This is a genomic window from Psychrobacter raelei, assembly GCF_022631235.3.
Lineage (GTDB): Bacteria > Pseudomonadota > Gammaproteobacteria > Pseudomonadales > Moraxellaceae > Psychrobacter > Psychrobacter raelei.
On sequence record NZ_CP093310.2, the window covers coordinates 2,134,984 to 2,159,115 of the forward strand.

The 24,132-nt window shown below is 43.8% G+C and carries 19 protein-coding genes and 1 pseudogene; 6 read left to right on the forward strand and 14 right to left on the reverse strand.

From position 1 onward, the window contains the following. Nucleotides 1–61: 61 nt before the first annotated feature. The 9 genes and pseudogenes from eno to MN210_RS09070 form a co-directional block, all read right to left on the reverse strand. Complete coding sequence (gene eno, locus MN210_RS09030; RefSeq protein WP_011960882.1) at nucleotides 62–1,378, reverse strand: phosphopyruvate hydratase; 1,317 nt, start codon at nucleotides 1,376–1,378, stop codon at nucleotides 62–64. Between the two features lie 239 nt (nucleotides 1,379–1,617). Further along, entirely contained in the window at nucleotides 1,618–3,942 is a 2,325-nt protein-coding gene (locus MN210_RS09035) for a heavy metal translocating P-type ATPase (protein WP_425605599.1), read from the reverse strand. A 205-nt stretch (nucleotides 3,943–4,147) separates the two neighbouring features. Beyond that, nucleotides 4,148–4,369 (reverse strand): heavy-metal-associated domain-containing protein, encoded by a 222-nt coding sequence (locus MN210_RS09040; RefSeq protein ID WP_011960884.1) that lies wholly within the window; start codon nucleotides 4,367–4,369, stop codon nucleotides 4,148–4,150. Between the two features lie 67 nt (nucleotides 4,370–4,436). Continuing rightward, the gene (locus tag MN210_RS09045) at nucleotides 4,437–4,685 is read right to left on the reverse strand and encodes a heavy-metal-associated domain-containing protein (RefSeq protein WP_011960885.1); all 249 of its coding nucleotides are present in this window, start codon (nucleotides 4,683–4,685) and stop codon (nucleotides 4,437–4,439) included. 43 nt (nucleotides 4,686–4,728) lie between these two features. Then, nucleotides 4,729–5,589 (reverse strand): 3-deoxy-8-phosphooctulonate synthase, encoded by an 861-nt coding sequence (gene kdsA, locus MN210_RS09050; protein ID WP_011960886.1) that lies wholly within the window; start codon nucleotides 5,587–5,589, stop codon nucleotides 4,729–4,731. Nucleotides 5,590–5,742: 153 nt separating this feature from the next. Continuing rightward, nucleotides 5,743–6,846: pseudogene (locus MN210_RS09055) on the reverse strand (RNA-guided endonuclease InsQ/TnpB family protein); the annotation flags it as partial. Between the two features lie 214 nt (nucleotides 6,847–7,060). Further along, nucleotides 7,061–8,692 (reverse strand): CTP synthase, encoded by a 1,632-nt coding sequence (pyrG, locus tag MN210_RS09060; protein ID WP_338412087.1) that lies wholly within the window; start codon nucleotides 8,690–8,692, stop codon nucleotides 7,061–7,063. A 324-nt stretch (nucleotides 8,693–9,016) separates the two neighbouring features. Further along, nucleotides 9,017–10,129, reverse strand: a complete 1,113-nt coding sequence (locus tag MN210_RS09065) for a porin (protein WP_338412088.1) — start codon at nucleotides 10,127–10,129, stop codon at nucleotides 9,017–9,019. A 1,164-nt stretch (nucleotides 10,130–11,293) separates the two neighbouring features. Further along, on the reverse strand, nucleotides 11,294–13,498 hold the full coding sequence (locus MN210_RS09070) for a malate synthase G (protein WP_241878326.1): 2,205 nt from the start codon (nucleotides 13,496–13,498) through the stop codon (nucleotides 11,294–11,296). A gap of 508 nt (nucleotides 13,499–14,006) precedes the next feature. Here MN210_RS09070 and MN210_RS09075 point away from each other — a divergent pair. After that, nucleotides 14,007–14,747 carry a MiaE family protein gene (locus MN210_RS09075; RefSeq protein ID WP_264765392.1) on the forward strand — a complete coding sequence of 247 codons (741 nt, stop codon included), beginning with the start codon at nucleotides 14,007–14,009 and terminating at the stop codon, nucleotides 14,745–14,747. A gap of 105 nt (nucleotides 14,748–14,852) precedes the next feature. On the opposite strand, the gene MN210_RS09080 is transcribed toward MN210_RS09075, so the two are convergent. The 5 genes from MN210_RS09080 to mtgA all read right to left on the reverse strand — a co-directional run bounded on the left by MN210_RS09080 (nucleotide 14,853) and on the right by mtgA (nucleotide 19,379). Then, nucleotides 14,853–15,194, reverse strand: coding sequence for a hypothetical protein (locus MN210_RS09080; RefSeq protein ID WP_338412089.1), 342 nt, complete (start codon nucleotides 15,192–15,194; stop codon nucleotides 14,853–14,855). Nucleotides 15,195–15,430: 236 nt separating this feature from the next. Next, the gene (locus MN210_RS09085) at nucleotides 15,431–15,766 is read right to left on the reverse strand and encodes a hypothetical protein (protein WP_241878328.1); all 336 of its coding nucleotides are present in this window, start codon (nucleotides 15,764–15,766) and stop codon (nucleotides 15,431–15,433) included. Between the two features lie 76 nt (nucleotides 15,767–15,842). Further along, the gene (locus MN210_RS09090; protein ID WP_011960894.1) at nucleotides 15,843–16,022 is read right to left on the reverse strand and encodes a hypothetical protein; all 180 of its coding nucleotides are present in this window, start codon (nucleotides 16,020–16,022) and stop codon (nucleotides 15,843–15,845) included. A gap of 249 nt (nucleotides 16,023–16,271) precedes the next feature. Beyond that, nucleotides 16,272–18,599: a polyphosphate kinase 1 gene (ppk1, locus tag MN210_RS09095; protein ID WP_011960895.1), complete on the reverse strand. Its 2,328-nt coding sequence runs from the start codon at nucleotides 18,597–18,599 to the stop codon at nucleotides 16,272–16,274. A gap of 102 nt (nucleotides 18,600–18,701) precedes the next feature. Next, entirely contained in the window at nucleotides 18,702–19,379 is a 678-nt protein-coding gene (gene mtgA, locus MN210_RS09100; RefSeq protein ID WP_011960896.1) for a monofunctional biosynthetic peptidoglycan transglycosylase, read from the reverse strand. A gap of 127 nt (nucleotides 19,380–19,506) precedes the next feature. Between mtgA and MN210_RS09105 the strand changes: the two genes are divergently transcribed. The 5 genes from MN210_RS09105 to MN210_RS09125 all read left to right on the forward strand — a co-directional run bounded on the left by MN210_RS09105 (nucleotide 19,507) and on the right by MN210_RS09125 (nucleotide 24,111). Further along, the gene (locus MN210_RS09105; protein ID WP_241878332.1) at nucleotides 19,507–19,854 is read left to right on the forward strand and encodes a glutaredoxin family protein; all 348 of its coding nucleotides are present in this window, start codon (nucleotides 19,507–19,509) and stop codon (nucleotides 19,852–19,854) included. Nucleotides 19,855–20,223: 369 nt separating this feature from the next. Continuing rightward, nucleotides 20,224–21,435, forward strand: a complete 1,212-nt coding sequence (locus MN210_RS09110) for an alpha-hydroxy acid oxidase (protein ID WP_011960899.1) — start codon at nucleotides 20,224–20,226, stop codon at nucleotides 21,433–21,435. 192 nt (nucleotides 21,436–21,627) lie between these two features. Next, nucleotides 21,628–22,374, forward strand: coding sequence for a rhomboid family intramembrane serine protease (locus MN210_RS09115; RefSeq protein WP_011960900.1), 747 nt, complete (start codon nucleotides 21,628–21,630; stop codon nucleotides 22,372–22,374). Nucleotides 22,375–22,458: 84 nt separating this feature from the next. Continuing rightward, a complete protein-coding gene (locus MN210_RS09120; RefSeq protein ID WP_241878335.1) occupies nucleotides 22,459–23,250 on the forward strand; it encodes a MipA/OmpV family protein in 792 nt (263 codons plus the stop codon). An 81-nt stretch (nucleotides 23,251–23,331) separates the two neighbouring features. Then, the gene (locus MN210_RS09125) at nucleotides 23,332–24,111 is read left to right on the forward strand and encodes a hypothetical protein (protein WP_338412090.1); all 780 of its coding nucleotides are present in this window, start codon (nucleotides 23,332–23,334) and stop codon (nucleotides 24,109–24,111) included. Nucleotides 24,112–24,132: the final 21 nt, after the last annotated feature.

Here is a 24,132-nt window from a genome sequence, read left to right on the forward strand (position 1 = left end):
GACTGCCCAGCCTTAAATCATAGGCCAAGCAGTCTGGTTGAGTTATCTGGGTAGATAGCAACTAGCCACGTAGGCCGATGAACTCTTCACCGCCACGATAGCTGGCACGAACTTGCTGCTCAATACGCAGTAACTGGTTATATTTAGCGACGCGGTCTGAGCGGCACAGTGAACCGGTTTTGATTTGACCTGCTGCGGTACCGACTGCTAAATCAGCAATGGTGCTGTCTTCAGTTTCACCAGAGCGGTGTGAAATAACGGTCGCATAACCATTTTTCTTAGCTAGGTAGATGGCATCTAAGGTTTCTGACAACGTACCGATCTGGTTGAATTTAATCAAAATGGCATTGGCGATTTGTTTATCGATACCTTCTTGCAAGATGGCTGGGTTGGTTACAAATAAATCATCACCTACCAGCTGTACTTTTTTGCCAAGCTTGCTGGTTAAATACGCCCAACCTTCCCAATCTGACTCATCTAAGCCATCTTCAATTGAGATGATAGGATATTGCTCAGTTAATTTTACTAAGTAATCTGAGAAGCCTTGGCTGTCAAAGGTTTTGTTGCCCTCACCGGCTAAGATGTACTGACCATTTTTGTAAAACTCACTGGCAGCACAGTCAAGCGCTAAATGGATGTCTTTGCCCGCTTTGTAGCCTGCTTGCTCAATGGCCTGCATGATAACGGTGATGGCCTCTTCATTGGTGCGTAGGTTAGGTGCAAAGCCACCTTCATCACCCACAGCTGTGTTTAGGCCTTGTGATTTTAGAACAGACTTTAGACTATGGAAAATCTCAACACCTGCACGTAGCGCCTCTGAGAAGCTGCTAAAACCTGTCGGCTCAATCATAAACTCTTGGATATCTACAGTGTTGTCTGCGTGCTCACCGCCGTTTAAGATATTCATCATAGGTACCGGCATGGTCAATGAAGTTTGGCCACGAAGGTTTGCGATGTACTGATGTAGCGGTAGGTTTTGTGAGATGGCCGCCGCTTTCGCTGTCGCTAAAGAAACTGCCAGCATCGCGTTAGCGCCTAGATGATCTTTATTGGCTGTGCCATCAAGCTCGATTAATATGTTATCAATGCCTTGCTGGTCTGTGGCGTCGCTTTCAAGTAATGCGCTTCTGATTTGGCTATTCACATTAGCAACAGCTTTGGTCACGCCTTTACCTAAGTAACGTGATTTATCACCATCACGTAATTCTAAAGCTTCACGAGAGCCTGTAGAGGCACCACTGGGCGCTGCAGCACGGCCCATAGAGCCATCTGCCAAAATAACATCCGCTTCAATAGTTGGGTTGCCGCGTGAATCCAAAATCTCACGAGCACGAATGTCTTGAATTTCAACTGCGTTAGTAATATTTTCTGCGTACATAGCGTCTACAAGCCTCTTTGATTGAGTTATAAAAGATAGGTTTTGAGCCGATTACGGGGCAATTATAAGCAAGAAAAAGCCATCATAGCTTCAAACTTGCCTGCGCTTAGAATCAAAACCTAGTCTCAAAAACAGTTAAAAACACCAATATTTTTAACGTCAATTTTTGCAACAAATAAGTTGCGCCATCATAGCATAAAATGGCAAATTCTTGGATGCCAAAGCCTATCCAGCGCTCATTATACTTTATATCGGGTCAAACGTAACGCATTCATTAGCACCGAGATTGAGCTGAGCGCCATGGCTGCAGCCGCTATCATAGGGTTTAACAATCCAAAGGCGGCTAAGGGAATACCTAGACAATTATAAATAAAGGCAAAAAACAGATTTTGCTTGATATTACGCACGGTGGCTTGGGCAATATCTACCCCAGAATGCACCTGCATAATAGAGTGGCCCATCAAGCGCGCAGAGGCACTGTGTTTGGCCACCTCTGTGCCATCCAGCATGGCGAAGCTGGCATAAGCGGTGGCCATAGCAGGCGCATCATTTACCCCATCTCCGACCATCGCCACTTTATAACCAAGCTGTTGGTAATTCTCAATCCACTGAGACTTATCACGGGGTTTAAGATCGCCATGTGCCACCATAATGCCCAGCTGCTCAGCCACATGACTGACAACAGTAGGCTTATCGCCACTTAATAGCACCACCTCTAGCCCATCAGCTTTTAGCGTCTGTACCGCCTCTAAGCTCTCAGGTTTTAACTCATCGGCTAAAGCGAATATACCCAGCGGCATATCCTCCACACTTACTGCTATGGTACTGGCAATCACCCACGCTTTGGGCAGTTGCTTAGGTAGTTTTAGTCCCGTAAATCCAGCCGTACCTACTTTAACCAAGCCAAAACCTTCTACATTGGCCTGAATACCCATACCGGCCACCACATCGACTTGGCTGGCCGCCAAAAGCGTGATACCCCTCTCAGCTGCAGCATTGACCACGGCGGTCGCAAGGGGGTGGCTGGCGTGGGCCTCGACACTGGCCGCCAGTTGCAGCACATCATCACTATTAATCTGATTGTTAACCATCATAGAGGCGACAATATGCGGCTTGCCTTTGGTTAAAGTCCCCGTTTTATCAAAGACGACGGTGTCAATACTACCGGCCACCTCCAAGCTTTGCGCATCTTTGAACCATACCCCATTGCGCGCGGCCACGCCCATACCCGCCATAATCGCTGCTGGTGTAGCAAGCCCTAACGCACAAGGGCAAGCAATCACAAGCACAGAGACTGCGTGCAAAACTGCCTTATCCATTGCCCCAGTCAGCCACCAAGTCAGCCCAAAGGTCACCAGCGCAATCATCACCACCACAGGGACGAATACCGCAGCCACTTTATCGGCAAGACGTGCCAAGTCCGCTTTACTGCCTTGCGCCTCACTTAATGCCTTGACCATATCGCTCAATTGGGTCTCGCTACCGGTAGCAGTCACCTGATAATTTAAGCTACCATTATCTATCATGGCACCTGCCAGCACCTTATCGCCCACTTTTTTACTCACAGGTACCGACTCACCAGTTAAATGGCTCTCATCACACCAGCCTTCACCAGATATCACGATGCCATCGGTGGCCACACGAGCGCCTTGCTTAGCGCGCAGCACATCCCCTTTGTGCACCTGCGCTAAGCTTACTTGCTCAAAAGTGGTGTCTGTGTCAGGTGACTTTGATCCAACCCGTCTTTCAACGGTGGTGGGGGTCAGCTCAAGCAGCATATTAATACTATTTAAGCTGTGCTTTTTGGTACGCTGCTCTAAGTATTTGCCCAATTTTACAAAGGCAATAATCATCACTCCCGCTTCAAAATACACGGGAATATGGGCGGTATGTGAATGCAAAATATCCGCCCAGCTTAGCGTAAAGCTGCTGCTATCTGCCAGATTTACCCCTAAGCTATCAAACCAGATATAAGTCGAATATGCCCAAATGGTAAAGGTGCCTATCACTACCAGCACATCCATATTGGCCAATCCGCCTTTTATAGACGCCCAAGCACTGCGATAAAACGGCCCTGCCAGCCCAAATTGCACCAAAGTGGCCAGCACAAATTGCAGCCACAAAGGCGGCATCCAGTGCATGCCTTGACCTACTAGCATACCGGCCATACCAATCAAAAATGGAATCATGCACAACCAAATCAGTAGCAAGCGCCAGTCCATCGCTTGTTCAATGGGCTGTGGTATCTGATTGTCAATCATAGGCCGCGCTGTAAATCCGGTCTTACCGACCCACTCAGTGATTTGATCAATACTGGCCTGATTGGGGTGATACGCTACGTTTAAAGTCTCTCCGGCAAAACTGACACTGGCAGACTCAATGGCAGGCTTCTTATTTAGCACCTTTTCAATTCGAGTGGCACAGGCCTGACATGACATGCCCTCAATTTGAAACTGTGTTTTCGCCAAGTCATCCCTTGGCGGCTCATTCATAGGGCTCTGGGTGGTATCGGTATTGACAGAAGAGGTAGATTTAGACGTATCGAGGACGTGCGGAGTAGACATAAGGGGTACCACATTTTGGTTAAAAACAGTTATCTAAAGCCTGAAGGAGGTTTGGTATCACTTAATCTTAGTATGGCCTTAGTATATAGATTATAACGTACAGTACTATCATATAAGAGATTAAAAAAAGCCAGCATCACTGCTGACTTTTTAGGTAACGAGCATCAGTCAAAACAAAATCTGGCGCAAGCAAGTATGACAAGGATTATCTAGCCACTGTGGCATCAAAACCGGCATCTTCGATGGCTTCTAGCACCGACTCAATTGAGGTGACATCATTATCGAAGCTCACCACTGCTTGATTGGCTGCCAAATCCACATCAATGCTTTGCACAGCCGATAACTGACTGACGGCGCCCTCGACACTTTTTACACAGCCACCACAGGTCATGCCCTCGATATGAATAGTCGTTGTCTCTAGACTCATTTTATACTCCTTTTATGGTTATCTTTACCCCAATCGTTAGTTAATGGCTATCAGCAGTTAACTGTTATCAGGTATCAGGATTTTGCGGCGCCCCTTCGGGGAAAGGCTGAGTGACGTAATCTACCATAGAAAGCGCTGCTTCAATGGCATGACTGGATGTTTTAGTATCTTCAAACTCAACCCTACCACTCTGGCTATCCGGCAATAGCTCAGCGGCCACTACCCCATCAATATTTTTTAATGCGGTCATCAAACTGTCGATGCCATAGTCATCATCGATGTTTTTTATACTAAACTGCACCTGTTGTCTTGCCATAACCGGTATCCTTTTTTACATCGCCCTAAAGCTATAGGTTTGATTAATGAGTGTCTAACACACTAAAGCCTTTCACCAAGTCATCAATCTGTTTTAACTGTGATAAAAAGGCTTCTAATTGGCTCATTCTCAGCGCACAAGGGCCATCACATTTGGCCACTTCAGGCTCAGGATGCGCCTCTAAGAATAGCCCTGCAAGCCCAGTGGCCATACCTGCACGTGCCAGCGTGGTAATCTGCTCGCGGCGTCCACCGGCACTGTCACTGCGCGCACCTGGCTGTTGTAAGCTGTGTGTCACATCAAAGAACACCGGCACATCCATCTGTTTCATAGTATCAAAGCCAAGCATATCTACTACTAGGTTATTGTAACCAAAAGCTGTGCCTCGCTCGCATAAGATAATCTTATCGTTACCTGCTTCTAGACACTTATTAATGATATGGCGCATTTCGTGAGGGGCTAAGAACTGTGCCTTTTTGATATTAATAATTGCCCCTGTTTTGGCCATAGCTTGTACCAAATCAGTCTGACGACTCAAAAACGCTGGCAATTGAATAACATCTGCCACCTCTGCCACAGGCTCGGCTTGATACGGCTCATGTACATCTGTGATGATGGGCACATTGTATTTTTCTTTGATTTGACTCAGCCAGTCCACCCCTTTTTCTAAGCCGGGTCCACGGTAAGAGTTTAAGCTTGAGCGGTTGGCCTTATCGAAGCTGGCTTTGAATACATAACCGATACCCAAACGATTACAGATATCGATATAACCTTCTGCAATTTCAAAGGCCAGCTCCTTGGATTCTAATACGTTCATACCACCGAACAACACAAAAGGCTGATCATTGCCAATGGTCATGTCGTTTAACTGAAGATGCGATTGTGCTTGAGTTAATGCCGTCATAAGGGACTCTTTTTATTTTATGAAAGGGACGAATAAAGGGTTGTTACCAAGCTGCATGGTATCCCCATAGCGTAGGTTACCCATAGCGTAGCAAATACAAACCTTGAATACAAAAAGGGTGATAAAATTAAGTTTGACTTCCTCCCCTCGCTCAACCGAGGGGATTCCTACAGCTAGACGGTCAAGCCCGACCGCAAGGATGTTCTTAGCAGCATTGATATCTCTATCATGCCATGTGCCACACTCAGCACACCTCCATCCTCTTATTCCAAGACCTGCTCTACCTTTTGGACTACTGTCACTTATTTTGTGGCAGCACGAGCAGGTCTGGGTAGTGTAACTCTCATTTACCATCTCAAGCTGACAACCTGCATGCTTGCATTTGTATTCCAGTTGTCTTTTGAGTTCAAACCATCCTGCATCGTATGTTGATTTAGCTAGGTTGGTCATCGAATTGGTAAATGAGCGTGATTTAATATCACCAACCACAATTAAGGCATTATCCTTAACTAATTGGGTGGTGAATTTGTGTATTGCATCTAATCTTGAGTTTTTAATTTTGGCGTGTATTGCCTTTACCCGGCTTTTATTGTTTGCACGCTGGGCGACTGCTAATTTATTCGCCCATTTTTGAGTTTGTTTAGTTGTCAGCTTATCACCGTTTGATGTGGTAGCAGATTCCTTTAAGCCTAAGTCAATACCAACGCTGCCTTTGCCACTTGCTTGTCTAGGAAAATCTTTGACGGTAATACAGGCATACCAACGATTACGGCTGTCTTGCACTATCTCAAGCGTATTGATTTGATACAAAGACAAATTGTAGCTATCGAATACGTCTATGATAAGCTTTTGACCTTTACAGAGCGATAGCTGTATGGTTGATTTCAGTGCTTTTTTACCTGTTTGCCTTGTACTTAGGTATTTGATAGCAGACTTTTTAAAGGGTATCCAACCTAAGCTTTTTCGTTTGGCATCAGGACGATTGGTTCGCCAATTAAGTTTGGCTTTTTTAAACTGTTTACGAGATTTGGCATGAGTTTCGTTGATGGCTTGCAAAGTTTGCGAGTGCAATCCTAAATACTCACCACTGCCTTTGGTGTATTGGCTTAAATCATAGGCTGAAAAGTACTTACCTGTGCGTCTTAAATGCTCAAAGCTTAACGCATTAACATAGTTCCACGCATAGTTAACACTCCCAGCTAGTTTGTTTAGCTGGTTTGCATGTTTGTCTTTGATGCGTAGCTTGAGTGTTTTCATAGGGTTAGTATGGCGAGGTTAATTTTAACTTGCAATACTTTAAATACTGATCACGACAGTGTGTGTCGCCTTATATCCACCCCCTGAAGTGGGTGGTTTTACGGCGACCGGTGATAAAATACCTGCCAATAAAAAAGAGGTCGGGATAACCAAACCTCTTTTTTTATATAACGCTTAGAGCCTCACTGTCAGCTATAGCCAGCTTGGCGCTACCTTAGATATTTTGATGGTCAATGGCTGCTTTTACAAAGCTTGCAAACAAAGGATGACCTTCGCGTGGCGAGCTGGTAAATTCTGGGTGGAATTGCACCCCGATAAACCAAGGATGATCCGCAATCTCTACCGACTCGACCAAATGCTGCTTGGCAGAATAACCTGAGATGCTCATACCTGCCTGCTCTAACGGCTCAATATATCGATTATTCATCTCATAGCGATGGCGATGACGCTCAGTAATTAACTTAGCACCATAGATTTGATGTAGCTTTGAACCCTCTACCAACTCAGCTTTTTGGCTACCCAAACGCATGGTACCCCCTAAGTCTGAATCATCAGTGCGAACTTGCAACTCACCTTTTTCATCCAACCACTCAGTGATTAAACCAATAATAGGCTCAGCCGCTTTACGATTAAACTCTGTAGAATCCGCCGCTAGACCAAGCACATTGGTGGCATATTCGATAACCGCCAACTGCATACCCAGACAGATGCCCAAATAAGGCACTTTGTTCTCACGAGCAAATTTAATAGCGCGCATTTTACCCAATTTGCCACGCTCACCAAAGCCGCCTGGTACTAAGATAGAATCTGCTTGCTCCAAACGTGCTAACAGGCTGTCATCCGTCTCTAAGGCTTCGGCATCTACATAATCAATCTCAACTTGGGTTTTGTGAGTGATACCTGCATGCAATAAAGCTTCGTTAATTGACTTATAAGCATCTGGTAATTCAACATATTTACCAACGATGGCAACCGTCACTTTGCCTTGGGCATTTAGCAGACCATCTACTACCTTATCCCAATCTGACAAATCAGCTTCTGGCGCATCAATACCAAAGCGCTCACAAATGATGTCATCTAAATCTTGCTCATATAAGGTGCGAGGAATCTGATAAATGGTGTCGGCATCTTCACAAGTAATGACCGCGCGCTCTTCTACATTGGTAAATAGTGCAATCTTGCGACGGTTTTCTTCACCAATCGCATGTTCAGAGCGGCAAATCAACACATCAGGCTGCAAGCCAATTGAACGCAGCTCTTTTACTGAATGCTGAGTGGGCTTAGTCTTGGTTTCACCAGCACTTGAGATATAAGGCACTAACGTTAGGTGCATAAGCATAGCACGGTTGCGACCTAACTCTACTTGCATCTGACGTACCGCTTCCATGAAAGGTAGCGACTCAATATCACCCACAGTACCGCCAATCTCGATAATGGCAATATCATGGCCTTCACCACTGGCATGAATGCGGTGTTTAATCTCATCAGTAATATGCGGAATAACCTGTACAGTACCGCCTAGGTAGTCACCACGGCGTTCTTTATTTAATACGGTTTGGTAGATACGGCCACTGGTAAAGTTATTGGTTTTACTCATTTTTGAGTGGCGTAAAAAGCGCTCGTAATACCCTAGGTCTAAATCAGTCTCAGCCCCATCTTCAGTAACGAATACTTCACCGTGCTGAAACGGGCTCATGGTGCCTGGATCAACGTTGATGTACGGATCCATTTTGGTCATGGTTACTTTTAAACCACGTGCTTCCAAAACGGCCGCTAAAGAGGCTGCGGTAATACCTTTACCTAGTGAGGACACAACCCCACCAGTCACAAATATAAATTTAGTCATAAGAATCAGTCGGCAGTTGGTAAAAGGAGATTTTACTAAATTTGAGGGCGAATTTATAGGGTTGACTTTGTATTTAGTTTACGCTTAGAGCGATTTGACCCTATCCAGCATCAGCTTTTTATTATTCAAATAGAAGCAGCTGTCTATATGGGGGCTTATTGTTATAGCACAATGGGACAGCTCAGCTTTATCTATTTATAATGCTGAATCTCTCATAAGACGTCGCCTTTGATGATAAGCTCTGGCCACTAAGCTCAACACCACACAACAAAAAAACTCACCCCCGAAAGGATGAGCTTTTTGAGAATAAGATTCTAATTTACATTAGAATTTGTATTCTAGACCGCCACCAACTGCGAATACTTTACCATCTACATTGTCATAATCGGCATCGTTTTGACCGATATAAGCATGAGCAATCATGTTTTTCTGATAGTAGTATTTACCACCCACAACGATTTGATCTGAATCAAATCCGTTTTGACCGTAAAGGTTAGAGGTGTTGTTATACTGTGCATAGATAGTTGCTGGCTTAGCAAAGTTGGTTAGACCCATTTGAGCACTAACAACATAACCTTTTTCTTTCTTATCGCCGTAATCATAGTCAGCTTCTTGATATAAAGCACCTAGGGTTACAGGGAAGCCTGAGTTGAAAGTAGCTAGGTCTAAAGTAGCGGTACCACGGATTAAATCACCACCGTTAAATTTAGTTACGTATACATCATTACCTTCATCATCCACTTTAGGTGATCCATCAGTATTGAATACTTGCAGCTCAACATCACTACGAAGGTTTAAATCTTTTTCATAGGCAAGACCGAAAGTATAACCAGCACCTTGGTCAAACATTAATGAAGCACCCCAACCAGTGTTTTTCTCACCAGCATAGTCGTCGTCATTGGCATACATAGCAGCAAATTGTACTGGTACGCCATCAAATTTCGGTGCCATCCAAACGATAGAGTTTGAGATACGGCCACTATCTGCCATATTTAAGGCAGCAACTTTTTGCTCTTCTCCTAGTTTAGTAGAACCTAAGTTATCCCAATAACCTTCGTTTACTACTACGTTGTTGATGTAGTCAGTAGTTGACTGGTTTTTACCGGCACGGAACTCACCAAATGAGTTGTTTTTTAAACCTAAGTAAGTGTCACGGTTTTGGAAAGACTGATGGTCATCACCGTCTACATCAATACCGTATTCTAATTGGTATACCACGTCAGTATTAGCAGATAATGGCTCTAAGCCTTTGAAACCTACGCGTGAACCTTGCGAGCTGATCTCAACACCATTCTCATCATACTTCTCGTTACCACCTTTAAGTTCTTCATCAACGTAGTCAGCTGTTAAAAAGATTTTTCCGTAAACGGTAGGAGCAGCGTTAGCCACAGATACAGATAGAGCAGCAACAGCTGATGCTAAAAGTAGTTTTTTCATGGGGTAAATCTCCACTTTACAATTTTAGTTATGGGCTGCCCTAGTCAGCTAACGCCCAATATGTTCAAAGATTTCTAACTTAATTACAGTATCCAATATTTGGAAATGCATTGTTTAGAACTGGATTAAATATCAGTATGGCAACAAAGTGTGACAAAACTGTTAAAGTAAGTAACTTAAGTCCTAATTATTTAAGCAACTTCCCTATTCAAGAAGCTAACAACGGATAAGCTTCTGTTACATCACTCACCAAACTCATACCTCATTTATAAGCATATCAACTTTGAAATAATTTGCAACATTTATTTGTGGATTTTATTGACACAATTTAGCTACTAATTAAATTAAGTTGTTGAAATAAAAAACAATAATAACCCTAAATAATTTGTTAAGCAGGTATTTATAAGCTAGGTATAGGTTTATTTTTACCTCTAATCGGTCAGTTTTTGACTAAAATTCAGGTCATATAAGCCTAAAGCTGTACATAATATGGGTTTACAAATGTTCTATTTTAGGGTTGAACAACTTATTGGTTACTATTTTTTAGGATAAATAAACAAAGTATGTCTCTAAATATGACCAGCTTATGCCGAGTATAGCGTGATATATAGTATAGATAAAAACAAATATGACTACTTTTGTATTAGATAAATTAAGACTAATGATACTGGCTAAGTATGTTGACTCAGGTTACTAGTTATCTTTCATACTCAGCATTATATCTGCCTAGGGTCACCTATTACCGCTGTGTATTGCGTACTATATATACCAAACCCCAGAAACTTTAAAAAAATTAACCAATAAGTCATCTAATTACGAGTGTTCTGAGCCATACTGCAATAGTTTGGACAGAAAATAATGTAATAAATTTACATATATAAGTAAAGCTGTAATAATCTAAAAATCAGCCATTTACATGATTTTTTATGACCCCTGAGTCAGATACGCCCTCAATAGATTACGCTTTATGAGCAAGATGAGTAGCTGACTGGCATATTTGCTTTTATATTGACAGCTATTTTTTGCAAAAAAAACTCTGCCAAACTCAAGATTTGGCAGAGTCAACGGTAGGGTTATCTAACAGGCTATGAGCTTAAGCATCTATTAGCCATTGCAAGCATCTATTAGCCATCGGAAGCATCTATTAGCCATCGGAAGCAGCTGTTAACCATTGGCTTTTAGTTTTAAGCGCGCCGCATGCAGTAATGGCTCAGTGTAGCCACTTGGCTGCGCGCGTCCTTTGAACACCAAATCACAGGCGGCTTTAAAAGCAATAGAATGATCAAAGTTATCCGCCATAGGCATATAGCTTGCATCACCTAGGTTTTGCTCATCGACCACTTTTGCCATACGCTTCATGGCATCCATTACCTGCTCTTCGGTTACGATACCATGGTGTAACCAGTTAGCGATGTGCTGACTTGAGATACGTAAGGTAGCACGGTCTTCCATTAGGCCTACGTTATTGATGTCTGGCACTTTTGAACAGCCCACGCCTTGATCTACCCAGCGTACTACGTAACCTAGGATGCCTTGAGCATTGTTCTCAAGCTCTTGACGCTTCTCTTCATCTGTCCAGTTGGTGTTTTTGGCCAATGGAATGGTTAAGATATCATCTAAGCTGGCACGCTCACGGCCCTTAAAGCCCTCTTGAATCTGTTGTACATTGTTTTGATGATAATGGATGCTATGTAAAGTAGCACCTGTGGGCGAAGGTACCCAAGCAGTCGTGGCACCAGCTTGTGGATGGTTCATCTTAGTCTCAACCATCTCTTTCATCTCATCAGGCTTAGCCCACATGCCTTTACCAATCTGAGCGCGGCCAATTAAGCCGGTCTCAATGCCGATATCCACGTTCCACTGCTCGTAAGCAGGCTGCCAAGCTTGCGACTTCATATCCCCTTTGCGTACAAAGGGACCTGCATTCATACTGGTATGAATCTCATCACCTGTACGGTCTAAGAAGCCAGTATTAATAAAGATAACGCGCTCTTTAGCTTGGCGGATACTTTCTTTTAGGTTGACTGTGGTGCGGCGCTCTTCATCCATAACCCCCATTTTTAGGGTATTGCGAGGAAGATTAAGGGCATCTTCTACTGCAGCAAATAGGTCATTGGCAAATTTCACTTCTTCAGGGCCATGCATTTTCGGTTTTACAATATACATAGAGCCTTCACGAGAGTTTGAGCGTGTACTCTTGCCTTTAATATCGTTGATGGTCAATAGTGGCGTGATAAGCGCATCCATCATACCCTCGAAGATCTCTTCTTGACCCTCACCTAAGTCTACCAAGATAGCTGGGTTTTGCATTAAGTGACCCACGTTACGGATTAACAATACCGCACGTCCAGGTAGTACCAGCTTGCCGCCCTCAGGTGTAGTGTATTCACGATCTGGGCTGAGTTGACGGGTCAGCTCTTTGCCACCCTTCATAAACTTCTCAGTCAAGTCACCATTCATCAGACCAAACCAGTTACGATAAGCTTCTACTTTTTCTTCCGCATCTACAGCGGCTACTGAGTCTTCACAGTCTTGAATGGCGGTGATTGCCGATTCTAATAACACATCTTTTATGTGCGCTGGGTCATCTTGACCTACTGGATGGCTGGCATCAATCTGAATCTCAACGTGTAAGTTATTGTTCTTTAATAAGATGCCGGTAGGGCTTGATGCCTCACCCACATATCCTGCGAACTGAGCGCTGTTGGCCAAAGAGGTTGTGCTGTCGCCTTGAGCGATGTTTAACTTGCCATCTTCAACGCTAAAGCCAGTCACATCGGTATAGCTGCCTTCAGATAAGGCAAAGTTGTCATCTAAGAAGGCTTTGGCATAGGCCACGACTTCTGCCCCACGCTTTGGATTGTAGCTGCTACCCTTGTCTTTGCCATCGGCAGTATCAATCACATCTGTGCCATACAAGGCATCATAAAAGCTGCCCCAACGTGCGTTGGCCGCATTCAATGCATAACGAGCATTACGAACCGGCACCACCAGCTGTGGACCAGGAATAGTTGCGATTTCGGCATCGACATTTTCAGTAGATACTTCAAAGTCATCGCCTTCTGGCAATAAGTAGCCAATGTCGGTCAAAAACTCTTTATATTTTGGATAGTCAATCTCCCCGTCTTTGGCAGGATTGTCTAAATGCCACTGATCAATTTTGGCTTGTAGCTCATCACGCTTGGCCAATAGCTCTTTATTACGCGGGGTAAACTGCTTTACGATTTTTTCGAAATTTGACCAATAAGCTTGTGAGTCCACACCAACGCGGGGTAACACATCATTTTCAATAAAATTATAAAGTTCGCTATCAATGGCAAGAATGCCTTTTTGAACACGGTTCTGGTTGTTATTAACAGAGTTACTCATACCATATGATCCTTTGTTGGTGAATGGGGTTATCGGTGCCTTTAGTACCTTAGTGTTTATTGTGCCTATTTATGGCTTTATGTCGCTTAAGTAATATCACTTAAACCATTCTGTATTTATACTACTATCAATCAGATAAATAAACAAGAAACAGCCATTTATTAAATAAATATTTAGTCTTTAATCAATTGATAATACCCCTTAAAGCCAATAAAATCAGTCATTTGTGATTGAAAATTAACAAGCGACCCACCATTCATTATTAAGTAAAGCTGTGTTAATCACAGTCCATATCGTCTCTACGACCTCTTCCTCTATGTTAAAAGAGGACAAAACGCTTATGGCAACTGCTGAGGCGACTCTAACGCGGTCACTTAAGCAGACGCATCAGGCTATATTTGTTAAAATAGCGCCCAACAGATTATTTTATAAAACCTTGTCCTTACTTTATGACTTGATAATACCTATCAAGTGAGCGGTAATACCTCAGTGATAAATGAGCCCTACTATGAATGATGATCTTCTTAATGACAGCAGCAATACCGTTCACGCGCCTGCCCGTACTGACATCTCTCACATTCATCAGTTTTTGGGTGCGCCCACACCGCAGGCTTGGCTAGATGCTGCCTTACAAGATATTCCCACGCTGATACAAGACCATGCCAATTGCGAAAAAAAAGCCGCTGGCACAGCGATGAATTTAATTTTTCGTTATGAGTTCCATCAAGACTTACAGCTTAAGCTTGCGCAGCTGATCCGAGAGGAGATGCTGCACTATGAACAGGTGGTGGGGATAATGAGAGAGCGTGGCCAGCCCTGGAAACATTTGAGTGCCAGCCGCTATGCTAAAGGCATGCTCAAGCACAAGCGTACTTATGAGCCGGCAGCTATGATTGATATTTTAATTATTGGTGCCTTTATTGAGGCGCGCTCTTGTGAACGCTTTGCAGCCTTAAGCGAAGTGATTGATGATGAGCGCTTAGCAAAATACTATCGCTATCTACTAAAGTCAGAGAGTCGTCATTACGAGGACTATATTACCCTAGCCCGCTCGCTTGAACCCAAACGTCAGCAGTCAGAAGCTCAGCTTGACTTTGAGGCATTGCAGCAAGCCACCAATGGCAGCATAAATTTAGACCAACAGACCATGGATGTTGATCAGCGTATTGCTTTTTTTAGACAAATAGAAGCTGAGTTAATTACCAGTTCTGATAAAGAGCTACGTTTTCACAGTGGCACGCCTGCTTAAGAGGCCATTATTACCGAATTTATGACAACGTTGTTTTCAGCTTGTACAAAAAGGCCTACTAAAATTAAGTAGGCCTTTTTAATGCATTAATATTAGTGTCACCCTCTACTTTAAGTCTTCATTTAAGACACGAGCTTGGGCATTATCAATAGTGGCATAACGATTACGATCTGTGATTTCACCACTTTGTGGCTGTTCAGTACCGGTAGTATTCTCATTAATATTACCATCAAACGCAGTACCGCCTTGCTGATCTCGTCTGTCAGGTTGGCGAGCGGGGTTGTCCCCATCGTTAACATGCTCACTTTGAACATAATCATTGTTTAGGGTTTGGGTCCCGTTAGTGTCAGAAGACTCTGCATATCGGCCCGATTTATCGTTAACTGCGTCGTCAGTCGTGGCTGCGTCGATTGGTGTTTTGGTTAAATTTGGGTCTCGAGTTTGCATCATACTTCCTTAATTTATTTAAATAAATATATCGAACTGAACCGGTGTATTAACCACCTATGCCTGTTATGACGCCTGTTATGACTTAAACTTAGGCTTGCTTGAATTTAGGTCTGAATTTAGATCTAAATGTTTAACATGCTCAGCAGCTTTAAGACATAAGTCTGGTCGGTGGTTGGGCTTGATTACCATCACTATATAGTCATCTATAAAACTATTAGAAAACTATCAGAACGCTAGTCGTTATCATGTCGTCCTAAATCAAAAGCATTCAAATCGCCCACATTCTTGCCTGCAGGTGGCAGACCAGAGTTCATTTTACGGGTATCTTCATAGACATCGTCGGTCTCTTGTGAAGCTTGCTGTGGGCCATCGATTTCTGGTAAGTTCTTATTACCACCATACGTCCCCACTTCTAAAGCGCCCTTATCTGAAGTTGCTCCGGTTTTATCAACCGCACCCACTTGTTCATCCTCAGTAGACACAGTAGACTCCTTGGCAGCTTCTATCGCATCATTTTCGACTTGTACATCTTGAGGTAATTTGACAGTTACTGATTCATTGATTGACATAATATTCCCTTATCGTATTTTAGTTATTGTTAAATTAGTTATCATTTATGATTGGCTGTTTGTAGCCGAGCTCTTGTTATTTATCTGTACGCAAATCATCTTCAATAAAAGGGGTTTGCTCTTGCTCAGTCAGCTGCTCTGGCTGCTCTTTTTGCTCTGAGGGCTTTAAGTTTTCTTTTACCTCATCAGGCTTTACCTGATTGGCTGCTTGTTGCAAGTCAGAGTCTTTATCAGCTTGTGGATTTGAATTACTCATAACATTATCCTTTTTTTTGTTGGGTGTTTTTTTTATTTGCGAGCAATTTTTTATTTGCGAGCAATTTAAGTCATATGTCTTATCATATAACCTGCTATGGCCGATAAACTATTAGTAACTCGTAGCTTTGTGTTTAGATATGTTGAAAAAAAAGCAACTTTGTAAGTCAAAGTTGCTTTTTTATTGAGTCAGGTAGATGTCTTTTAAATGTAGATGTCTTTTAAATAATGATAAGCTTTGAGACAACGCCTAGTTGCTTTGGGAGGTTAGATCAGAAACTTTGTTAATCTTTTGTAGTAAGTAATCTTGTGCAATAAAGACTGCCTCACCTTTGGCCGGCTGTACTTGATTCCAGCTGCCATCGCCTTTTAACTCCCACGCCTGCACGTTGTCAGTTAAGTAGCTCATTAAGCCATCTTCATAAACACGTTTGAACAGCTTAGGATCTTCTACTGGAAAAGCCACTTCTACGCGGTGGAACAAGTTGCGACTCATCCAATCTGCACTGCCACAGTACAGACGCTCATCACCACCATTATAAAAATAATAAACCCGAGTATGCTCTAAGAAACGCCCCACCACCGAACGAACTGTGATGTTCTCAGATAAGCCTTTAACTTGAGGGCGAATACAGCTCATTGAACGCAAAATAAGTTCAATCTTCACGCCCGCTTGTGAAGCATCATACAGCTTATCGATTAAATGACGCTCCGTTAAGGCGTTACATTTGACGATAATATGCGCCTTTTTGCCCGCTTTGGCATTGGCAATCTCATCATCAATAAATGACATGAGCTGTGTGTGCAGCGTAAAGGGCGCATGTAGTAGCTTGTTGACGTTAGCCGCTTTGCCCATACCGGTCAGCTCTTGGAAAATCTTATGCACATCCTCTGATATATCAGGGTCAGAGGTAAACAGTCCATAATCAGTATAGGCCTTGGCATTACCCTCATGATAGTTACCAGTACCTAAGTGTACGTAACGACGAATCTTATTATCTTCACGGCGCACAATAAGCATCAACTTGGCATGAGTCTTATAACCGACGATACCATACACCACCACTGCGCCTGCTTCTTGCAGCAAATTGGCCACCTCAATATTTGAGGCCTCATCAAAACGGGCACGCAGCTCAATAATGGCGGTCACTTCTTTACCATTTCTTGCCGCAGCTGCTAAGGCTTTGACAATCTCGGAGTTTTTGCCTGAGCGGTATAAGGTTTGTTTAATCGCCAATACCTTAGGGTCTAAAGCGGCTTGCCAAATCATATTAACCACGGGGTTAAACGACTCATACGGGTGATGCACCAACACATCGCCTCGGCGAATGGCCGTAAACATGCTCTCGCCTTTATCGAATGACTCACGTCTAAAGGCTTTTGGCATCATGTGTGAAAATGGCTGAAAGCGCAGGCTTGGGATATCAAAGTCAAAAAGTAAGCGGGTGAGGTTCACCGGACCATTCACACGGTACAGCTGACTTTCGTGCAACCCAAACTCTTCCAACAGATAGTCGCTGACTTCAGTAGGACAATTGGTGGTCACCTCTAGGCGCACCTTGTCACCAAAGCGGCGGTTATTAAGCTCACCCTCTAAAGCTTTAGCGATATCCTCTACATCATCCGCCAGCTCCAAGTCAGCATTGCGTGTTAAGCGGAACTGATGGCAGCCTGTCACACTCATACCCGGGAACAGCTTACCGACATGCTCATGAATCACCGCTGAGAGCATGATGTGGTGCTCTTTGCCGTCGGTCAGCTCGTCGGGCAGACGAATCACGCGCGGTAGGCTGCGCGGCGCGGGTACCACAGCCAAATTGATATCTCGGCCAAAGGCATCTTTGCCCTCTAGACTCACCATGAAGTTTAAGCTCTTGTTCACCAGACGTGGGAACGGGTGTGCCGGATCAATACTGATTGGGGTCAGTACTGGCATGACCTGCTCGATGAAATATTCCTTCATCCACTGCGCCTGCTCCGCATTTAACTCATTGCGCTTAAGATAGCGAATGTCCTCTTGAGCCAAGGCTGGCAAGATATCTTCATTTAAAATACGGTACTGCTCTTCAATCGCTTGATGCGCCACATCAGATATCTCTTGTAATACTTCGCTTGGACGCATCTTGTCAGGCTTATGCGAGATATTGCCATGATTGAGCTGCTGCATTAAGCCTGCCACACGAATCTCAAAGAACTCATCTAAATTGGATGAAAAAATAATCAAAAAGAACAAACGCTCAAGCAGTGGGTGACGAGGATTCGTCGCTTGAGCCAGCACGCGCAGATGGAACTGTAGCCAAGACAGCTCACGGTTAATATAACTATTAGAGGAGTAAGTGCCATCTTCATAGCGTTCCCAATCTAGCTCAGTTAAGGACTTAGATTTGGTAGTGTCATTGGTTTTATTGACATGACTGTTTTGAGAGTTGTCTTGAGAAGTTAAGGCGGTATCGGTCATAGTTTGCTCTGCTTTGGTTTGCCGGCTTGGGGAGGAGTCTTGATTATTTGGCGCATGATTGGATGCATTATCTGACGTAGTGGCTGCACTATTTTTTGGATTACGAGCGGGTCTGGTCATGACAAATATGCCTCCTTTATGTCTGCGCCAAAATAAAAATCGCGCAGACTTAGTATATAAGATTCATTTTACAAGTTTATTAAAATCAAATACTTAAATTAATTAGGGCAAAACTGCATTGTTCATACGGCGCATGATAATACGCTGCTTATTGCGCAGACGCTTATCGCTCATATGTCCTTGATAATACTTGGGATTGGTGAGCATGCTAATCAGCAGCGCCGATTCGTCTCGATTGAGCTTGCTTGCCGGCTTATTAAAATAGTGATGCGCAGCCGCCTCAATGCCATAGATGCCATTGCCAAATTCGGCCACATTTAAATAAGCGGTTAAGATACGCTGTTTGTCCCACATCCCCTCTATCATTAAGGTGATACTTGCCTCAAGTCCTTTACGCACATATGAGCGGTGCGAGGTCAAAAATAAGTTTTTGGCAAGCTGCTGAGTGATGGTTGATCCGCCAGCTGCCACTGTGCCTGAGCTTTCATTTTTTTTCATGGCCGCCTCGATACCTTCCATATCAAAGCCATTGTGGCTGGCAAATCGAGAATCTTCACTGACAATAGCGGCTCGCTTAGCAGACTTGGCGATATCTTCATACTCTACCCAAGTTTGGGTCACGCTGCCACCCCCTAAGCGGTGGGCAATCATAAACATGCTGTTATTAATGGGCTGACTTTTCCAGACCATCAGCAGACCCGCTACAGAAATATAAAAGGCCACTGCCAATAATACCAGGGCCCCAAACAAACGCTTAAAAAATGTGGAAACTGCCGTCATAGTTTTTTGACTCGGCTAACGGTTAAAATTAAAACAATGATAAACTAACTTAAGGCTTACGGGTAGTTGTCTTTTACTGTTACCCAAGATGAGCGCACCTAAGATGACCCACGATAGGATAACAATTTTGACTCAGATTAACCTTACTCGGCATAAAATTGCACAGCAAATTCACACAGTCACCTTATCCACTAATGACTCAAATGCTAAGCTGCCAGATGTGCAGCCTTTAGATGGCCAAGCTTGGTGGCTACTGGGCACATCTGGCTGTCATTTATGCGACGTTGCAGAAGAGACACTTAGGCTATTTTCGAGTGTGTCTCCGGTAAAGGTTCAAAAGGTAGATATTGCAGATTTAGATGAGGCATTGATGCAAGAGTTTGCCACGATTATTCCGGTTATCCTTACGCCCACTCACCAATTAAAATATCCTTTTTCTATTGTTGATTTACAAACTTTAATTTTAGACACCTAACTCTTTAATTCATTAGTGTTATAGATGCTATCACTCAAAGCCCGCCCTTTATGGCTTTGGGAACCATTACGTGCCAATAAGATCTGTAAGTCAGCCTATTTTATAATTCAAAAATACTAAGTATAGAATGCAAGGACGCTCTACTTTGAGCACTTTATCTTCCTAACTATTATGTTTTGAGTAAAAATTAAAAAACAGACGCCTTGATGTGGGGTGGGTACATTGGCTGAAGAGCAGTATGATGATACTTAGCCATTAACCTCATCTTGGATTGTTATCCATAAAACCTTAGTAGCCATGACTTAATTAATAATAAAAAAGCACTAAAATTTACTGTATTTTAAAACCGTCATTAATAAGAGGGCTGATATGAAAGACTTAACCAAAATGACCGAGATTGAAGACTTGCGCCGAGTCGCTGAGCGCAAAGTACCGCGCATGTTTTATGATTATGTCGACTCAGGATCATGGACGCAGACCACTTATCGTAATAACGAAACCGACTTTGACCGTATCAAATTACGCCAGCGCGTGTTGGTCGATATGGACAACCGCAGCTTAGCAACTCAGATGATCGGTGAAGACGTAAAAATGCCTATTGCCATTGCCCCTACCGGCTTTACCGGTATGATGTGGGCCAATGGTGAGATGCATGCCGCTAAAGCCGCCAAAGACTTTGGGGTGCCTTTTTCACTGTCCACCATGAGTATCAACTCTATTGAAGATGTGGCCGAGTACACCAACCATCCTTTTTGGTTTCAGCTGTATGTGATGCGTGATAAAGACTTCATGGCCAATCTGATTCGCCGCGCTAAGGAGGCCAACTGTTCAGCCTTAATCTTGACTGCGGACTTACAGGTACTTGGTCAGCGTCACAAAGACATCAAAAATGGTCTATCTGCCCCACCAAAACCCACTTTGGCCAATATCTTAAACCTAATGACCAAGCCTGAATGGTGCTTTAATATGCTGGGCGCCAAGCGCCGTACATTCGGCAACATCGTAGGCCATGCTAAGGGCGTCGGCGACTTGTCGTCATTGTCTTCTTGGACCGCTGAGCAGTTCGATCCTAGCCTAAGCTGGGATGATGTTGCCCGTATTAAAGACATGTGGGGCGGCAAGCTGATTATCAAGGGCATCATGGAGCCTGAAGATGCCATTTTGGCTGCCCGCAGTGGCGCAGATGCTATGGTTATCTCAAACCACGGTGGCCGCCAATTAGATGGTGCGCCCTCCTCTATTGCCTGCTTGTCTGAAGTGGTGCAAGCGGTACAAGCTGAGAAAAGCGATATTGAAGTGTGGCTAGACAGCGGTATCCGCTCAGGTCAAGACGTACTAAAAGCCATTGCTTTAGGCGCTAAGGGCACCATGGTTGGGCGCGCTTTCTTATATGGCTTGGGTGCTTATGGTGAAGATGGTGTGCGCCGCGCATTAGAGATTTTATACAAAGAGTGCGATATCACTATGGCATTTTGTGGTAGAACCAACATCAGCGACGTCACAGATGACATCTTGGTCAAAGGTACGTATGAGTATCTTAAGACCTCTATTCCGCAAGTGGCACCCATTCGTTGGGGCTAAATGGCGGCGGTCATTAGCTTCGTTAAATAAGCGCCATTAATTACATACCAGTCAAAGCGTCGAGCATATCGAATGCAGTGACTGGTATTTTTTTGCCCATAAATCTTGGTGGCACCTGCGGCGCTGAACCATATCTACCTTGAATATGTACCTATGCTAAAATAGCCGCACCATGCACCACTAGCCTTGATTATGACTATAAAAACCTTATTTAGCCGAGCCCCAGTCACTGCCTTATTGTTAATAAGCTTCGTTGGCTTATTTGTCATTCAGGTGGCCTCCGGCGTCGATATTAATGAGCCAAGCCTACCGTCTTTGCTGAAGTGGGGCGCTAATGCCCTACCCTATACCGTAGGCTATGAGCCTTGGCGGTTAATTAGCAGCGCCTTTTTGCACATCGGCTTGATGCATTTGTTATTTAACTGCTTTGCCATGTACTACTTTGGCCAAGCTGCAGAAGTCAGCTTTGGCTCGATAAAATTTTTATTACTGTTTTTACTATCGGCCGTGGGTGGCAACTTACTTAATAGCTATGTTACTTGGTGGCAGATATTTTACAATAACGGCGCACCAGGTATATCAGCAGGTGCTTCAGGCGGCATTATGGGCATAGGCATGGCACTGCTAATGGTTGAGCTGCTCAAAAAAAGCCTACTCAAATTCCCAAGCCATGGCAAAAACCCTCAGCTAAGAAGCCTGGCGCTGATTATGGGCATTAACCTGATGTATGGTTTTGCGGTACCTGGTATTGATAACGCAGGACATATTGGTGGCGCACTCACTGGTGCTGTATTAGCAGTGGGAATCATGGTGGGGTATCGCTACTCGATACTGGGAGATAAACCGTTATTTAAGGCGTTACCTTGGCTGATTTTTGCTATTATTACCATTATTTTTTATCAGTTATGGCTAGACTTACATCTACAGATAGGGCTATAGTTAATTTATTATGGCAATCGCGCCAATTTTTTGAATAGCCCTCTGTACTCCTAGACGACTTTCCTTTATATAAAGAGCCTTGTTATGACAAAGATGACACAAACCGCCCTGAATACTGCTGTGCTAAGTGCCGGTATGATGATGCTGGCCACTGCCGCCGCTCAAGCTGCACCTACCACTACGTCCACAGCTTCCAGCGAAAAAATGGGCTTGAGTGTGGGTATTAACCTTCGAGCCGAAAAAAGCGCCTATGACATGGACAACACCACCTCTGTGCTACCCAGCCTATTTTATGACAATGGTCAAGTCTATGCCCGTGGCAGTCAGTTGGGTGGTTATTTGATTAATGATGATGTCAATGAGGTGGCCGGTTTTATTCAGCCAGGTGGCAGTCAGTTTGATCCCGATGATGCTGATGGTGCAATGGCACAATTAGATGAGAGAAAATGGTCAGGCATGGTAGGTGCCAGCTATATGCGTAAAACACCAGTCGGCGGTTTTCGTGGTCAAATTGCAACAGACGTTACTGGCCGCAGCGAAGGTACAGTCGCTCGTCTAACGTACCTTGCCCGCCTAAATCCTGGCAAATGGACCATTTACCCCAGCGCAGGTCTTGAGTGGGTAGATAAAAACTACAATGAATACTACTACGGTATTAGCGAAAAAGAGTCTGCTAAATCAGGGCTAAACCCCTACAAGCCAGACTCAAGCATTAGTCCTTATGTAAGCATTAACGGTACTTATGATTTAAATAAAGACTGGGATATTTTTGTCGGTCAAAGCATCAACTATCTAGCAGATGAGCAGCGTGATAGCCCTATGGTAGATGACCGTTTTAACTTCACCACCACCGTCGGGGTGATGTACGAGTTTTAATAGTCAATCTTGACAGCAGGTTTAACGCTCAGCGTTTAGTAGATTTTCGCTTACCCCATGCCCACACAAAGAGGATTTTACGTGCAACATACTCAGCAACCTATTAGTGATACGACCGATGAGCTTTATTCAGATTATGATGAGAGTTTAAAGTTTAGTATCTCCGATATGTGGTCATCCTTTACTGGCAAAGTGAAGGCTGTGTATGGCAAGGCGGCAAACTCTGTCGATGATGAGTTCTCCTTGCCGGTTAGCCAAGATCAGGTCAATGCGGCACTAAAAAAGTTCGTCACCGATAATGTGAGTCAAATTCTTGAGCTACGGGTGGAGCTGCATGATGATTGGTTTCGTCTGTTTTGTACCATTGATGTGGCTGGTGTGTATGCGGAGATTGCCAGTAACTTTGGCTTAGTACATGTTCAAATCGACCGCGATGTGCAGCGCTTTGTGTTCGCCCAGAAGACCAATACCGATGTGATCAAGTTAAACTGCGAGTCATTTTTAAAGCGTACAGGCATTAAGTTTGTGATTTGGTTTTATCACAGTGTGCTAAAAAAAGACCCACTTGGCTTTATTTTAAGTAAGATTAATATTGCTCGCCCAAAAGATAATATCATCTACCTAGATATTAACCGCTGGCTAAAACGCAATAAAAAAATCATCAGCACCTTGCACAAGGTTCAAGTCAATTACGGTCTGGTAGAAGAAGAACAGTTAGTACTAAAAACCAAAGTTAACGTCCGCGACTTATTGTCTAACACCAGCTCTGAGGACATTATCACCCCAGATGATGAGCCTGAGCTGCTCAAAGGCCCCACCAACCCTATCAGTGATGCCATTAGCCCAAGTCAAGAACAGTAAGCTTAACCCTTGCATTACTGT